This window comes from Campylobacter sp. IFREMER_LSEM_CL908, assembly GCF_025771545.1.
Taxonomy (GTDB): Bacteria; Campylobacterota; Campylobacteria; order Campylobacterales; family Campylobacteraceae; genus Campylobacter_D; species Campylobacter_D lari_D.
The window spans coordinates 46,229-61,093 of record NZ_JAKMQK010000008.1 but is presented as its reverse complement, the minus strand read 5'-3'; the positions used below and the strand labels follow the sequence as shown (position 1 = coordinate 61,093).

At 30.5% G+C, this 14,865-nt stretch carries 13 protein-coding genes and 1 other RNA gene; 6 read left to right on the top strand and 8 right to left on the bottom strand.

All coding sequences use genetic code 11. The features are described from left to right. The first annotated feature begins 16 nt into the window (after positions 1-16). The 3 genes from L8U04_RS04485 (at position 17) to L8U04_RS04475 (ending at position 3,887) form a co-directional block, all read left to right on the top strand. A complete protein-coding gene (locus L8U04_RS04485) occupies positions 17-1,600 on the top strand; it encodes an ABC transporter permease (RefSeq protein WP_263709526.1) in 1,584 nt (527 codons plus the stop codon). Then, a complete protein-coding gene (locus tag L8U04_RS04480) occupies positions 1,600-2,580 on the top strand; it encodes an ABC transporter ATP-binding protein (RefSeq protein ID WP_263709525.1) in 981 nt (326 codons plus the stop codon). The genes L8U04_RS04485 and L8U04_RS04480 overlap by 1 nt, the downstream gene beginning before the upstream one ends. 83 nt (positions 2,581-2,663) lie before the next feature. Beyond that, positions 2,664-3,887, top strand: coding sequence for an HD domain-containing protein (locus tag L8U04_RS04475; protein ID WP_263660640.1), 1,224 nt, complete (start codon positions 2,664-2,666; stop codon positions 3,885-3,887). A gap of 3 nt (positions 3,888-3,890) precedes the next feature. Here L8U04_RS04475 and ffs read toward each other — a convergent pair. After that, an RNA gene (gene ffs, locus L8U04_RS04470) (signal recognition particle sRNA small type) lies at positions 3,891-3,988 on the bottom strand. 52 nt (positions 3,989-4,040) lie between these two features. Here ffs and L8U04_RS04465 point away from each other — a divergent pair. After that, on the top strand, positions 4,041-4,484 hold the full coding sequence (locus L8U04_RS04465) for a hypothetical protein (RefSeq protein WP_133319033.1): 444 nt from the start codon (positions 4,041-4,043) through the stop codon (positions 4,482-4,484). Positions 4,485-4,494: 10 nt separating this feature from the next. Here the strand turns inward: L8U04_RS04465 and L8U04_RS04460 are convergent, their stop codons facing one another. From L8U04_RS04460 to L8U04_RS04445, 4 genes are read right to left on the bottom strand one after another with little or no spacing between them, the layout of a single operon-like run. Continuing rightward, positions 4,495-6,120, bottom strand: a complete 1,626-nt coding sequence (locus L8U04_RS04460) for a flagellar hook protein FlgE (RefSeq protein ID WP_133319032.1) — start codon at positions 6,118-6,120, stop codon at positions 4,495-4,497. Between the two features lie 4 nt (positions 6,121-6,124). After that, positions 6,125-7,132 carry a flagellar hook capping FlgD N-terminal domain-containing protein gene (locus L8U04_RS08360; protein ID WP_263670295.1) on the bottom strand — a complete coding sequence of 336 codons (1,008 nt, stop codon included), beginning with the start codon at positions 7,130-7,132 and terminating at the stop codon, positions 6,125-6,127. Between the two features lie 50 nt (positions 7,133-7,182). Beyond that, positions 7,183-8,856: a flagellar hook-length control protein FliK gene (locus L8U04_RS04450; protein ID WP_263709524.1), complete on the bottom strand. Its 1,674-nt coding sequence runs from the start codon at positions 8,854-8,856 to the stop codon at positions 7,183-7,185. A gap of 3 nt (positions 8,857-8,859) precedes the next feature. Beyond that, positions 8,860-9,198 (bottom strand): hypothetical protein, encoded by a 339-nt coding sequence (locus L8U04_RS04445; protein ID WP_133319030.1) that lies wholly within the window; start codon positions 9,196-9,198, stop codon positions 8,860-8,862. Between the two features lie 127 nt (positions 9,199-9,325). Here L8U04_RS04445 and typA point away from each other — a divergent pair, with 127 nt between their 5' ends. Beyond that, positions 9,326-11,134 carry a translational GTPase TypA gene (gene typA / locus L8U04_RS04440; protein WP_220567072.1) on the top strand — a complete coding sequence of 603 codons (1,809 nt, stop codon included), beginning with the start codon at positions 9,326-9,328 and terminating at the stop codon, positions 11,132-11,134. Next, positions 11,134-11,766, top strand: coding sequence for a poly(A) polymerase (locus tag L8U04_RS04435; protein WP_263665669.1), 633 nt, complete (start codon positions 11,134-11,136; stop codon positions 11,764-11,766). The genes typA and L8U04_RS04435 overlap by 1 nt, the downstream gene beginning before the upstream one ends. 11 nt (positions 11,767-11,777) lie before the next feature. On the opposite strand, the gene L8U04_RS04430 is transcribed toward L8U04_RS04435, so the two are convergent. The 3 genes from L8U04_RS04430 to L8U04_RS04420 all read right to left on the bottom strand — a co-directional run bounded on the left by L8U04_RS04430 (position 11,778) and on the right by L8U04_RS04420 (position 14,861). Beyond that, positions 11,778-12,518: a carbonic anhydrase family protein gene (locus L8U04_RS04430; RefSeq protein ID WP_263709523.1), complete on the bottom strand. Its 741-nt coding sequence runs from the start codon at positions 12,516-12,518 to the stop codon at positions 11,778-11,780. A 105-nt stretch (positions 12,519-12,623) separates the two neighbouring features. Further along, entirely contained in the window at positions 12,624-13,253 is a 630-nt protein-coding gene (locus tag L8U04_RS04425; protein ID WP_263666695.1) for a protein-L-isoaspartate(D-aspartate) O-methyltransferase, read from the bottom strand. Positions 13,254-13,343: 90 nt separating this feature from the next. Beyond that, complete coding sequence (locus tag L8U04_RS04420) at positions 13,344-14,861, bottom strand: disulfide bond formation protein B (protein ID WP_263709521.1); 1,518 nt, start codon at positions 14,859-14,861, stop codon at positions 13,344-13,346. Positions 14,862-14,865: the final 4 nt, after the last annotated feature.

The window sequence follows — 14,865 nt, the reverse complement described above, 5'->3', positions numbered from 1 at the left end:
TAAGGAAAAATAAAATTTGAAATTTTTAAGTCTAAGGTGGTCTTTTGCCACCTTTTTTTTCTGTAGTTTAATCATACTGCCTATACTTGCTATTATTTTACACCTTCCTTTTATAGATATTAATACCTTAAAACATTTGAGTAAAAATGTCTTACCAAGGTATATTTTTGGTAGTGCTTTTATATTGTTTGGGACTTTAGTATTGTGTTTGATTATAGGATTAATTAGTGCTTATTTGATAGCTTTTTATAAATTTTTTGGCTCGAAATTTTTTGAATGGTTTTTGATTTTACCTTTGGCTATACCTTCTTATGTAATGGGTTTTGTTTGGATTGATTTGTTTGAATTTCAAGGCTTAATTCCCACGTTTTTAGGTGTTGATAGGCGTATAGATATCATGAATGCATATGGCGTGATTGTGATTTTATCTTTTGCTCTTTATCCTTATGTGTATTTTTTTGCTAAAAATACCTTTGCTTATGGACTTGGAAATATCATTTTAAGTGCCAAAACACTTAAGGCTTCTAATTTAAAAACATTTTTTAAAGTGATTTTACCATTTTGTCGTGTGGGTATAGTGGGTGCTTTGCTGTTGGTGGCTATGGAGGTTTTGAGTGATTATGGTTTGGTGGCGTATTTTGGCGTGGATACTTTTAGTGCAGGAATTTTTAGAACATGGGGAAGTGGTGGCGATGAAGTCAGTGCTGTGGCTTTAAGCGTGGCTTTACTTGTATTTATCGCATTTTTAATGCTTTTAGAAAAAATTCAAAGAGGTAAAAAAGGCTTTAATCAAAATGTGTTTTTACCTACCCCAAAAGATGAGTTAAAAGGCTTTAGGGCATTTTTAGCCTTTTTATGGTGCTTTTTAGTGGCATTTTTAGCCTTTGTCGTGCCTATTATGTGGCTTGTTTATTGGGCCGGGTTTGATTTTATGCAAAATTTAAGCAATGTCTTAACACCTGCATTTTATAGTCTTAGTGTGGCTTTGGTGAGTTCTTTTGCTATTGTGGGAGCGGCATTTTATTTATGTTTTATAGTGCGTTTAAATGATACAAAAGCTTCTAAAATCATCCTTTGGCTTACGACTTTGGGGTATTCTTTACCTGGAGCTGTGGTAGCTGTGGGAATTTTAGTGATTTTGGGTGTGTTAAATTATATTTTTGATCTTTTGTCTTTTGAGTATGCCATAGGTGGTGGATTTTTAGTGCTGTTTTTTGGATACTTTGTGAGATTTTTAGCTTCTGGAATTTTTGCAACCCAATCAGGCTATGAGAGAATTTCTAAAAATATAGACTATGCAAATTTAACCTTAAAATCAAAACCACTTAAAATTTTCACTCAAATTCATTTTCCTTTGATGAAACATTATTTAGCTTTAGCTGTGGTGATTATTTGTGTGGATATTTTAAAAGAATTACCTATTTCAACTATACTTTCACCTTCAGGTTTTCAAACGCTTTCATCGCTTGTATTTGCTTATAGTGAAAATGAGTTAATTTACAATGTTTCTTTGCCATCTTTGATTATAGTGTTATTTGGGATTATCCCTACATTTTTAATGCATTATTTGCAAAATAAAAACAACCAAAAAGGACAATAATGGAAATCTTAAAAATTGACAATCTTTACAAATCTTTTGGAAAAACAGAGGTCTTAAAAGGAATTTCTTTGAGCTTAAAAGAAGGCGAGATTGTCAGTATTTTGGGAGAAAGTGGCTGTGGTAAGAGTTCTTTGCTTGGTTGTATAGCGGGTTTTTTTGAAATCAATGATGGTAGTATTTATATAGGAGATAAACTAGTTGCTTCTAAGAGTATGTATTTAGCTCCACAAGAGCGTGATGTGGGAGTTTTGTTTCAAGATTATGCTTTGTTTCCGCACTTAAATGTAGAAGAAAATATATGCTTTGGTATAAGCTCTTTGGGTAAAAACGAGCAAAAACAAAGACTTGATGAGGTTTTGGAAATTTTAAGTTTAAATACACTTTTAAAGCGCTATCCAAATGAGCTAAGCGGTGGGCAAGCTCAAAGAGTAGCATTAGCAAGAACCATAGTTGCAAGACCAAAAATCATACTTTTTGATGAACCTTTTTCAAATTTAAATCACACTTTAAGCGTTAAAATGCGCAAAGAAATCAAAAATATTTTAAAAGAGCATAAGCTTAGTGCTATTTTTGTTACGCATGATAAAGACGATGCTTTTTATTTATCAGACAATATCGCTTTGATTAAGGATGGGAAAATTTTAGACTATGGAAGTGCTAAAGAGCTTTTTTGTAAGCCTAAAAATATAGATAGTGCTTGTTTTTTGGGCGAAGCATTTTTTATAGATCCAAATACAATTTTAGATGAGAATTTTAAAGCATATTTACAAAGTAAAAATGGCATTTTACGTCCTAGTGATATACAAATTTCAATAACACAAACTCCTTTAAAAGCTAGCGTTTTAGAATGTGTGTTTTATGGGGATTTTTATGAGCTAGGCGTGAGTTTGGAAGGACATATTTTTAGTATTTATCATCATAAAGAGCTTAGTAAAAATGATGAGGTTTATCTTAAGTTAAGTGATATAGAAAGCTTTTAATTACTCTAATTCATTTTCAAATATATCTAAAATTTGCTAAAGATTATAAAATAAAGTAAAATCACAGCAAAAAAAGGAAATAAATGATTAGTGTAGAATTAATAGAGCATATTTTTAAAGCAGCTTCTATATCAAGATGGAATGATTATCCTAGAATGACAAATTTAGTCGAGCTTGATAAGCAAGCACATAAATTTATCATTGCTTATTTCATTGCTAAAATGGAAAAAGATGTCAATATGCGCTTTATCATAGAAGCGGGGATTTTTGAGTTTTTAAGTAGGGTAGTAGTGACTGATATACGTCCTGATGTGTATCATGAGATAACGCGTGCAAAAAATGAGCAAGTAAGTGCTTGGGTATTAAGTAAAATCGCACCGATGATTCAAGATATTGAAAATGGTGAGTTTTTAAAACGCTATGAGCTTTTTTTACAAGGTAAAGATTGTGCAAAAGAAAGGCTTATTTTAAAAGCTGCTTCGTATTTTGCGACAAGGTGGGAGTTTAATATAGTTTATCAAACTAGTTCATTTTTAAGTGATATTGATGAGATTAAGGCTAAGGTTGAAGAGGAATTAGAAGATTATTATGAGTTAATTGGCGCAAGAAAAATAGCTCTTAATCAAAAAATTTCTAAAATAATCGATCTAAGCGGACGCTTGCGTTTTCAAAAAAGATGGGCACAAACTCCAAGGATTCCAGAAACTGCGGTTTTAGGACATATGCTTGTGGTAGCTATTTTGTCTTATTTTTATTCTTTAGAAGTAAAAGCATGCGATGGTAGGATAGAAAGCAATTTTTATTGTGCTTTGTTTCATGATTTGCCTGAAAGTTTAACTAGAGATATCATCTCTCCGGTAAAATATGGCATAGATGGTTTAAATGAAATCATCAATGAGTATGAAATGAAGCTTATTAATGAGAAAATTTTACCTTTTATACCACTATCTTTTAGAGAAGAATTTAGTTATATACTTGGTATTAGAGAAGGACAAAATGAAGAAAGTGCCTTTGTAAAAAATGAATTTGAAAATCGTATTTTTAATAACAAGCCAAGTGTTTATAGCGGTAGTTTGGATGCGGTTAATGAGGATCGTTTTAAGGCTATTGATGGAAAGGCTTTGAAATATTGTGATAAGCTAGCAGCTTTTATAGAAGCGGCTTTATCGATTAGCTATGGAGTAAAGTCTAAAGAGCTTGAAAGCGGTTTTGTGGGAATGTATGAGTATTTTAAAACAAATCCGACTATTAATGGGGTAAATTTCTTTAGAATTTGTGAGGATATTAAAGGGTATTTTAAACTTTAAAACCCTCTCCCAGATGACTGCGGCACACACTAAGTCTAAGTGCTCTGCTGTGTTCCCACCCTGAAGCGGTGCTTAAAAATAGCATTGCACAGGTCTAAGAGAAGGCAGTTGAAATAATATCTTAAAATATCTTAAAAAACATTGAGGTGAAGTATGTTGAGTATATTTGCAAATTTTTTATCTAAATTTAGAGAATTTTTTGTTCCTAGTCATCTGTCTTTAGAATTTAGAGCAAAATCTTTTGCGGCTATTATTGTGGCAAATAAAAATATAAAAGCAGAAATTTGGCAAGTTTTAGCTGATATTGCTAGTGAAATTTATCCAAAAGATAAAAGCAGGCAAGCAATTTTGGTGCAAACTTCTAAAGAATATGTAGATAGAGTTTTAAAAAGTGAGCTTAGTTTGGATACTTTACTTAAAAATATTGCTTTGCTTTTGAAAAAAAATCCAAGATATATACAAAAGATAAAATTTGATAAACTTGAGCGTTTAATAGATAAAAATGAAGAAGAATCTTTGGTTCAGCTTAGGGTGTATGAATTTTTTGAGCAAGAGGTAAAATATATCTTAGAGCAAAAAAATATAAATAAAACATGAAAAGCTAAAATTAGCGTTTCATGTTGATTGCTTTTTGTATCATTTGATCGGCTGTTGTGATACTTTTACTACTTGAATCATAAGCTTTTTGTAGAGTGATTAAGTTAGTAAAAGCTACCGATAAATCTACATTAGATTGCTCTAAATAAGAACCTTTAAAAGTTGCTGTGCTGAAATTTCCATTAGCATCAAGTAAAAAAGTTGGATTACCGCTATTTCCTGTTTGCCCATAAAGATTTTCCCCTAGCTTTTCCAAGCCTTGTTCGTTTGTAAAATTAAACAAAGCAAGTTTTGCCATAGCTATTTGATCTCCATTGGTAAAAGTGGCGATGATAGTACCATCTGTGTTAATAGAATAATTATTTAAAAACCCCTCGCCCTTACCATCTGTTTGTGTATGCACTGAAGGTTGTTTGTTTTGTAAAGCATGAAGCCCATCATAGCCTGAATTTGGTATATTTGGATCATAATAAGAACCAAGATTTATATTAACCCTTGTGCCATTATTATCTACCGAATTTAAGGTGTTAGATACTAAAGCTCCAGATTCGTTAAAAGTGATTAAACCTTCAGTTGTTCCACCTATTTTATTGCCATCATTATCATACACTTGTGCAACGGCTTTGTATTCTAAATCTGTACCATTTTGCGGTAAAACTCTATCTAATTTAACTTTTACCCAACTAATAGATCCATCAGGATTTATTAATTTTGCAGAAAGTTCTGTGCTATCAGCTACTTCTTTTTCAACGCTTAAGTGAGATGATTCTAATTTGGCTGTTTCTAAATCGACTTTATCTAGTTTTTGATTGTCGATACTAAAAGCTAAATTTTCATCTAAAGTAGCTTGTAATGTTTGACTAGCACCCTTTTCATCAGTGATTTTAAAATATATAGTATCGCCAGGTTTTATACCATAAATTTGTTCATCTTTTACACTACCTGAAATTTTTACACTACCATCTTCATTTTTACTAAATTCAAATTTAGAAGCATCTACATCTACATTTACTGCTTCTGTTTTGGTGCTTGTGTCTAAATTTCCACTCCAAGTTATATTTTGCGTTGGTTGAGGTGGTAAGTAAAGATTTTTAGGTACAGAAATAGGTCCTTGAGTATTAACTCCGCCCATTTGTAAATTCTGTCCAGGTGTTCCACTCCAAGCTGTAGTGACTTTTTGTCCCATAATCTGACCAAACATATTAGAAACTCTATCGCTTAGTTGAATTTCTTGTAATGATGGATTCATAGTTCCAAGTACATAATTTCCATTTGAATCTACTAAAAATCCATTTGCATCAGGTTTAAAAGCACCATTTCTAGTATAATAAACCCCATTGGCATTACTTACACCAAAAAAGCCTTTTCCAGCAATTGCTACATCAAATTCATTATCAGTAGAAACTAACGGACCTTGTTCAAAAATATCATTAGTAGCTCCTGCTACACTACCATAACCAGTTTGACCTTTGTTATATGATTGTGTTGTTATGGTGCTATAAAATACATCTTTAAATGCCACATCAGAGTATTTAAAACCGACTGTATTGACATTGCTTATATTATGAGCGGTATTGTCTATACCATAACTTTGGGATTTTACTCCATTTACTCCATTGTAAAATGCTGTAAACATGATTTTATCCTGTAATCTCTTTAATATCTTCCCATTTAACCCAGCTACCGCCCATACCAACTAGAGCTTCACCTTCTTCAAATTTAACTCCAGTGATAGGATAAGCACCATAAGTTGAATTAACTGTTGTGCCATCTTCACCTATATAACTTGCTCTTACATAGTATTTTCCAGATGGTACAGGACTTCCACTATCATCTGTTCTATCCCAAACGATTTGTTTCATACCAGCACTCATATCTTTAACACTCATTGTTCTTACAGGATCTCCTGCTTCATTATAAATAGTAAATGTTACAGGTGTGCTGTCTGATTTATAAGCTGAATCAATCTTTGCTGTTTTGATATCAACACTTGGGGTATGTCCTACTATTTTAAATGTTTGATCTTCTCCAACTACTGCTTGAACCGTTTCTTCTTGACCTTTGTCATCTTTTAATTTTATATGTATAGTTTCTCCAGGTTCAGCTATTTCTTTATCAACTTTACCTGTTATATCTAGTTTATCTTCGCCATTTTTCTTAAGTTCAAAACCTTCAATATCAATATCAGTCTTTTTACCTTTTTGTGGTTCTTGTGGTAAATACATATTAATTTGAAATTGTATATCATCATCTGCCACTACAAGGTAATTATCTTTAACTGTTGCAAGCTTTCCAACTGCAGCTAGTGCGCTCATACCTGTGCTTGCTGCAATAGAATTTTGTAGTTTTGTCATCGCAGTTACAAGTTGAGTCATGGTTTTATTAGTATTATCTTGCATTTCAAGTGCTGAAAGTTGTGCCGTTTGGGTAAGCATTTTTTCAGTATCCATAGGATCTGTTGGATCTTGATGTTGGAGTTCTATTAAAAGAAGCTTTAAAAACGCATCCTTGTCAAGTTCTGCCCCAGGGTTGTAGATCAACCCGCTATCACCTTCACCGGCTCTAGTGCTTCCTTTAGTATTTGGCATATCTTTAGTATTAAGCGTTGCTAAAGGACCTTGAAGGGTTTGTGTGTTTATATTTGACATAAAAATCCTTTTTTATATATTTTTAAAGCTCAAAGCAAAAAATATTCCATTTAAAAATATTTTGCTAAAACCATTTCTAAGCTTGGTTTTTCTTGAATTTCTTTTTCAAAATTCACCTTATCTTCTTTACTATTGTTGTTTTTTTGTCTTTGCGGATTGCTTTGTTCTTTTCTTTCTTGATTACTAAAATTCATTTCTAAATTTGTAAATCCCATATTTACAAGAGCATTTTTAAACTCAGCTTGATGTTGTATGAAAAGATTTAAGGTATTTTGATTAGAGTTAAAGCTAATATTTAAATTTGAACCCCTTTGGACTAAAGTTACTTCTACTTCTCCAAGATTATGTGGATTAAGAGTTATACTAAAGCGAGTTATAGGTGCTTTGTAGCTTTCTAGTTTTTCTTTAAATTCTTGAGCAAAATCATTGAAAGTTTCTTTCATAGGAATATTTTGATTTTTTATAAAATTATTAGAAACCCTATTCATTTCCCTTACATAAGAATTTAAATTTTCTTCACTATGATCATTTTCATCTTTTGAAAACTCTTTTGTGTGTTTAAAAATATCACTAAAATTATCTATATTTTGATTACTTTTATCTATTTTTAAATGTTTATCTTGAGGGGCAAATTGATTTTCTAAGTTAATTTTTAAATCTTGATTTTGATTTTGTATATTTTGAGTATTTTTTATATTTGTTAATTCAGTTTTTAAATCTTTTGAATTTTCTAAAACAGAACTTATTTTTTTACTAAAGATATCTTCGCTAGTAGTTAGTTTTTCATTCTTTAATATTTCTTTAAAATCTAGCTTTTCTTTTTCTTTAATATCTTTTTTTAGGTTTGTGTTTTGAGTAAGATTAATTAACTCAATATCATTTAGTTTTTCATTGAATTTTGTTGTTGTATTTTGGATATTTTTTGCGTTTTTTATTTCTTTTTCATCTTGAATTTGAATTTTTTCTACTAATTTTTCTTTAAAATCTATGTTTTGAATGTTTTCTTTTGCTTGTGTTTTTATATCTTTTTTTGGAAGTTCTATATTTTTTAAAGCAGAAGAAAGCAAAGACACACCTTCGTTTTCTTTGCTTTTTATATTTTTGCTTGTATTTGGTTCTTCTTTTAAAAGCTTGGTAATTTTTTGATTGATTAAATCTTGAAAAACATTAGTATTATTATTTTGTTTTGGTATTTCAAAAAAACCTTTTTTATCAAGATTTGGAAAGGCTTCTTTTAAATCTTTAATTTGTTCAAATTTTATATTTTTGATGTTTAATCCAAGCTCTTTTGCCACATTAAAAAGCTCATTAATATTTTTTATATTTTTTAGCTTGTGTAGATTTTTTTCAAGAGCTAAAATAGCAGTATTATCCTGGACAAGTTTGTTTAGTTTTATATCCTTGCTATCGCTTTGTAAAACCTCCAATAAAGAAAGAATTTGCATAAAATTTGCACCCTCAAAAAGCTTCAAAGCATCTTTTTCATCCAGCGGTATTTTATCTTTGACATCATCTTTTAAAATTTTATCATTAACTTTATCATCTTTTTGTGGAGTCTTGAAATCTTTTGGTAAACTTCCATCTTTTTCATTTATTGCTTGCAATAAGGAATTTAAAAATTCCTCGCCATCACTTTGTGAGCTAGCGTTTTCTTTACTTGGGTTTTCATTTTGTGGAGTGATGCTTAGTAAGTTTAAAGCATCACTAGCTTGGATATTAGACATTAATTAACCTACTAAAAAATTATTTTTTGCTAAATTTGGAAATAAATTTTGTAATTGTGCTGCACAATCAAGTTTTAAATTTTCATGAGTAAGATTAAAATTTTTAAATATCACTAATAATTCTTCTATGTTTTTAGCATTTAAAACCGCATTTTCATTTTGAGCATCATCTAAAATTTCACTTACTTTACTTGAAAGTTTTGCATAATTTAATTCTTTTTCTTCATTTGAATTTATAACTTCTAAATAATTTAAAAGTTCCATAAAATGCTTACTATTTAAAACTGAAGTTCCTTGTTTTTCTAAGTTAGCGTTAAAGATTTGAGTATTTAGGTTTGACATATTTTTCTCCTTAAAAATAATTCTTACTCAAGACAAAAGCAACAAGTGTTCCAATTTTTAAATCTTAATTTTTAAGCATTTTTTTTATATAATATTAGATTTTAAATTTAAGACTTTGGAGAAAAACTTGGATAATATTAGAAATATAGCTGTTATAGCTCATGTTGATCATGGTAAAACAACAATGGTAGATGAGCTTTTAAAACAATCAGGAACTTTTAATGAGCGTGAACAAATAGCAGAGCGTGTAATGGATAGTAATGATATAGAAAAAGAAAGAGGTATTACTATACTTTCTAAAAATACCGCTATTAATTATAAAGGCACAAAAATAAATATCATAGACACTCCAGGCCATGCTGATTTTGGTGGTGAAGTTGAGCGTGTGTTAAAAATGGTTGATGGGGTTTTGCTTTTAGTTGATGCACAAGAAGGGGTTATGCCTCAAACTAAATTTGTGGTAAAAAAGGCTTTATCTTTAGGGCTTAAACCTATTGTTGTTATTAATAAAATCGACAAGCCAGCTGCTGATCCTGAAAGAGTAATCAATGAAATTTTTGATCTTTTTGTGGCTTTAGAGGCAAATGATGAACAACTTGATTTTGCAGTGGTTTATGCAGCTGCTAAAAATGGTTATGCAAAACTTGCACTTGAAGATGAAAGCACTAACATGGAACCATTGTTTAAGACTATACTTGAGCGTGTGCCTGCTCCAAGTGGTAGTGATGAAAATCCTTTACAGCTTCAAGTTTTTACTCTAGGTTATGATAATTTCGTTGGTAAAATAGGTATTGCAAGAATTTTTAATGGTAAAGTAAAGAAAAATCAAAATGTTATGCTTGCTAAAGCAGATGGCTCTAAAATCAATGGAAGAATTTCAAAGCTTATTGGTTTTATGGGTCTAGAAAAAATGGATATTGAAGAAGCAGGGACAGGCGATATTGTAGCGATTGCAGGTTTTGAAGCTTTAGATGTAGGAGATAGCGTGGTAGATCCAAACAACCCTATGCCACTTGATCCTTTACATATAGAAGAGCCAACTTTAAGTATAGTATTTTCAGTAAATGATGGTCCTTTAGCGGGTACTGAAGGTAAACATGTAACTTCAAATAAAATCGCAGAACGCTTAGAAGCTGAAATGAAAACTAATATTGCCATGAAATATGAAAGCACAGGTGAGGGTAAATTTAAAGTAAGCGGAAGAGGCGAACTTCAAATAACTATCTTGGCTGAAAATATGCGTAGAGAAGGTTTTGAGTTTTGTATGGGAAGACCTGAAGTTATCGTTAAGGTAGAAGATGGGGTTAAAACAGAGCCGTTTGAGCATTTAGTGATTGATGTGCCTGATGATTTTACCGGAGTAGTGATTGAAAAACTAGGTAAAAGAAAAGCTGAAATGAAAACTATGACACCAACTGGAGATGGTCAAACAAGACTTGAGTTTGAAATTCCTGCGCGTGGGCTTATAGGATTTAGATCACAATTTTTAACAGATACTAAAGGCGAGGGTGTTATGAACCATAGCTTTTTAGAGTTTCGTCCATTTAGTGGAGCAGTTGAAAAAAGAAATAATGGCGCGTTAATTTCTATGGAAAATGGTGTTGCACTAGGGTATTCTTTATTTAACTTACAAGATAGAGGGGTGTTGTTTATCGATCCTCAAACAAAAGTATATACAGGTATGATTATAGGTGAGCATTCACGCCCAAATGATTTAGATGTTAATCCTATTAAAGGTAAAAATTTAACTAATGTTAGAGCAAGTGGAAGCGATGATGCGATTAAGCTTGTACCGCCTAGAAAATTAAGCCTTGAAAGAGCATTAGAGTGGATAGAAGAAGATGAGCTTGTAGAGGTTACTCCACAAAATATTAGAGTTAGAAAAAGATATCTTGATCCTACTCAAAGAAAAAGAATGGAAAAGGCTAAGTCTTAATGGATTTTGAAGCCATAAGGCAAGCTTTAAATAAAAGACTCAAAGCTTTACAAATTTTAGCATTTGCTGAAGCTTTGGTTATATTTTTTCTTGCTTTTCAATTTAGCAAGGATGTGATTATAGCTTTGTTTTTTGCTGTTTTAGCAGGAGTTTTGTTTTTTAGAATTTTAGGAAGAAAGCTTATGTGGGGACGCAATGAGCTTGTATTTAAAATGTGTGAAGAATTTTTAAAGCAAAACAATGCTAAATTTGACAAACAAGGCTTTGATCAAAAAGATTTTGAAAAAATTACTTTTGATTTTTCTTTAAAAACTTATCATTCTCAAAATTCTTTTATTTTTGATGATTTTATTCTTTATGATGTGAAATTTAAAGATGAATTTGGGAATTTCTTTTGTGGAATTTTGCTTTATAGTAAGAAATTAAAAGAAGATATTAAGTCAAATGAAAGTATTTTTGAAAAAGTAAAGGATAAAGAATTTTCTACACAAAGAGTTTTGAAAAAAGATGATTATTTGCTCATAGCTAGTTTGAAAAATCCTTTTTTTGCTGATTTAAAAATTTCAAGCGAGTTAAATTTTAAACTTTTTAGAGCTAATTTAGAAAAAATTCAAGCTTTTATACATGATTAAGTTTAGCTTACTTAATCATTTTGTTCTAAATTATTAATTTCTTGTATTTTTAAATTCTCATTTTTTCCCATTAAATTTTGTATAGTTTGGATTTGCTCTTTAGAGGCATAGCTTATGTCTTTTAAAACTATCCAAGTGATTTTTTGATTACAAGGCTTGTTGAGTTTATTTTTAAAGATATAAAAAGATTGAAGATTGTTTGGCAATAACTCATTAGCACTTAAGCCTTGAACATAAAGTTTATCGCCTTCTTTTTTAGGAAAAGCACGAATGATTTTTTTAATAAAAGGATTTTCCACACCTTCTTGTAAAAACAGCACAACCACTGCTATATCGCCTTTTTGACTTACATGACTAAAATGAATTTCTAAAGGATAAGATTTTTTATCAATAGAAATTTTTGATGGACTATGGAAGTGAAAATGAGATAAATTATAAGCTGTATTATCTAGCACGATATGGCTTCCATTGCTTGCAAAATGCATTTTTATGGTATAACCATCATTTATTAAGCCAAAAGAATCATTTGAGTAGTTAAATTCTAAAGAATGATTTTTATTTGTAACCTTTTTACTGTTTATATTGATGAAATCTTGATTTAACCCACTTTCACAGTAAATCCAGTTTTTATCTAAATTTTTCCATTTGTCTTTGTCTATGAAATTTCCATGTGAGGCATTTTGAGGCATTTGCTCATAGGCAAAAAGTATGCTAGTGGTAAATAAACCAAAAAGTATTTTTTTAAAACTCATAATATTCCTTTTTTAGCATAATTATAAAAAAACATCCCCTATAAAAAGCTTATGTTTAAAAATAATTATATTAAAATTAAATATTTATCTTAAAAATTAGCAAGATTATTCTTTACCATCTTTAATAGGCACAAAAAGGCATTCATCTAAAACTTCTTTGCTAATCTTGCCATCTTTTTTGGTAAATTTAGTGATGAATTGTTGATTTCCTATGAGTAAAGGAGCTACTAAAATTCCATTGTTTTCAAGTTGATCAAATAATACATTTGGAATATGCTCTATATAAGCTGAGAGTAAAATTCTATCATAAGGTGCATAATTTTTCCAGCCATTTTGCCCATCATCAAATTTTACATGAATATTAGCATAGTTTAGTTTTTTAAATTTTTCTATAGCACTAATTGCAAGTTTTTCAATGCGTTCTATGGTAAAAACTCTTCTAATAAGCTTACTTAAAATCGCAGCTTGATACCCGCTACCACAACCTATTTCTAAAACACTATCAGCTTCTTTAAAATCAAGTGCCATAGTCATTTTGGCCACAGTTAAAGGTGAGCTTATCCATTGATTACCCATTAAAGGAAGCGCATCAAGTCTATAAGCATGCATTTTTAAAGGTGAAAAAATTTCTCTTGGAGTAGAACAAAAAGCTTCAAATAATTCTTCATTAATGAAAGTGTTTTTGCGAATTTCTTCTGCCATAGTTTGACATTGTTTTTGTTCAAATATATGAATCAATAAGCACTCCTTGATAAAAAGTGTTATTTTATCTTAAATTTTATTTATCTAGCTTTAAAATCCTTAAGGCGTAAAAACGCCTTAAGATTAATCAAGTGTATAAAGGATATTTGATCCATCTTGATAAGATAAGATGTGCATTTTACCATCTTTGAAGAATAAGCTTCTTGCGTTAGTTATATTTTCTGGATACGAAATAGTTTTTACAACTTCTTCTTTGTCTAGATCAATTACAGCAATAACATTATGCTTTTTACTTAATGCATAAATTTTACCATTTTTAAAAGCCATTGAAGTTGTATAAAGATCGCCCAAAGTTTTTCCTTCTTTTAACTCAGCTTTAGGAGTAAATTCAGCTGAAAGAACTCTATCTGCTAAAGAAATTTTAGAAATTACAAAAGTTTTAGCATCCTTATTGTTTGGAACGGTAGCAAGATACATGTATTTTCCATCAGTAGTTGTGCTTAAAATATGATGGAATTTAGCTCTAACTGTGTCAATTCTACCACGACCAAGGTTTTCACCTTGTCCTTCAAAATTATTTGCCCCTCTAATAAAATCAGCATATTGTAAAGCTTCATCTGCATTAGGATTTTGAGCAAATCTTAAGAAAGTTTTATTAGAGCCCATTAAGATGTATTTGTTGTCCAAATAAGGAATAATTCCTATGATAGGATTAATTGTGGCTGAAAAATATGGGTCTAATAGAAAATCTGTTTTAGTACTAAAATTATCATCTAGGAAAAATACTTCCCATTTTGAACTTGCGACATATTCTCCATTGATATAATCAAGTGTATTGATAGCTTTAGGAAAATCAATTTTTGTTTCATTTACGATTTTTAGATTATCATCGATATTTGTAAATGGAGCATTACTGATATTATTATCAAATTCAATACCTAGTTTTTCATTAGCAGGAGCAAAAGCAAAATCAGGTTCTTTAACATCGCGTTTTCCTAAGAAAGAAATGCTTTTCCAACTTTTATTCCAGCCTGAATCATCCCAAATAATATATTTTGGATTTAAACTAAAACGAACTGGATCACCTTGTCCGCTATATGGGATAGGACCAGTGCTTACGAAAGCTTGGAAGACATTTGAAGCTACGATAAAAGCAACAATAACCATAGCAGCTAGGTTAAATTTAGTTAATTTTCTAAAACTAACTCCTTCCATTTCTTTTTCAAAGGATCCAAATTTTGGAGCAAAAGCAAAAATTACACCAAGTAATAAAACTACAGCCCAAAATACTACTTCAGCCCAAAAATAAGTATGCAAACCAAAAATAGGCAAACCAAAACCTTGATCAAGATCACGATGTGCATGTCCGCTTATATGATTAAATGATTGCCATAAACCAAATGCAGTTGCAATTAAAAGAAAAGCTAAGAACTTACCTTTCATACCATAACGTACGATAAATAAAGCTGCAACACCAATGAAAATCATTGATTCTCTTTGGCCCCAACAAGAAGTACAAGGGCTATCACCTAGCATATAACCAAAAATTAAATTTGCAATTCCAACAGGCATTAAAATGATTAAAAAACCTGCCAAGCACATTAAAAAATAAAAAAATTTAGTTTTGTTAATATCACACATATTT

What these genes read in the sequence shown, in the direction of transcription:
- L8U04_RS04480 (WP_263709525.1), top strand. Translation starts at nt 1,600, where the DNA reads ATGGAAATCTTAAAAATTGACAATCTTTACAAATCTTTTGGAAAAACA.
- L8U04_RS04475 (WP_263660640.1), top strand. Translation starts at nt 2,664, where the DNA reads ATGATTAGTGTAGAATTAATAGAGCATATTTTTAAAGCAGCTTCTATA.
- L8U04_RS04465 (WP_133319033.1), top strand. Translation starts at nt 4,041, where the DNA reads ATGTTGAGTATATTTGCAAATTTTTTATCTAAATTTAGAGAATTTTTT.
- L8U04_RS04460 (WP_133319032.1), bottom strand. Translation starts at nt 6,120, where the DNA reads ATGTTTACAGCATTTTACAATGGAGTAAATGGAGTAAAATCCCAAAGT.
- L8U04_RS08360 (WP_263670295.1), bottom strand. Translation starts at nt 7,132, where the DNA reads ATGTCAAATATAAACACACAAACCCTTCAAGGTCCTTTAGCAACGCTT.
- L8U04_RS04450 (WP_263709524.1), bottom strand. Translation starts at nt 8,856, where the DNA reads ATGTCTAATATCCAAGCTAGTGATGCTTTAAACTTACTAAGCATCACT.
- L8U04_RS04445 (WP_133319030.1), bottom strand. Translation starts at nt 9,198, where the DNA reads ATGTCAAACCTAAATACTCAAATCTTTAACGCTAACTTAGAAAAACAA.
- L8U04_RS04435 (WP_263665669.1), top strand. Translation starts at nt 11,134, where the DNA reads ATGGATTTTGAAGCCATAAGGCAAGCTTTAAATAAAAGACTCAAAGCT.
- L8U04_RS04430 (WP_263709523.1), bottom strand. Translation starts at nt 12,518, where the DNA reads ATGAGTTTTAAAAAAATACTTTTTGGTTTATTTACCACTAGCATACTT.
- L8U04_RS04420 (WP_263709521.1), bottom strand. Translation starts at nt 14,861, where the DNA reads ATGTGTGATATTAACAAAACTAAATTTTTTTATTTTTTAATGTGCTTG.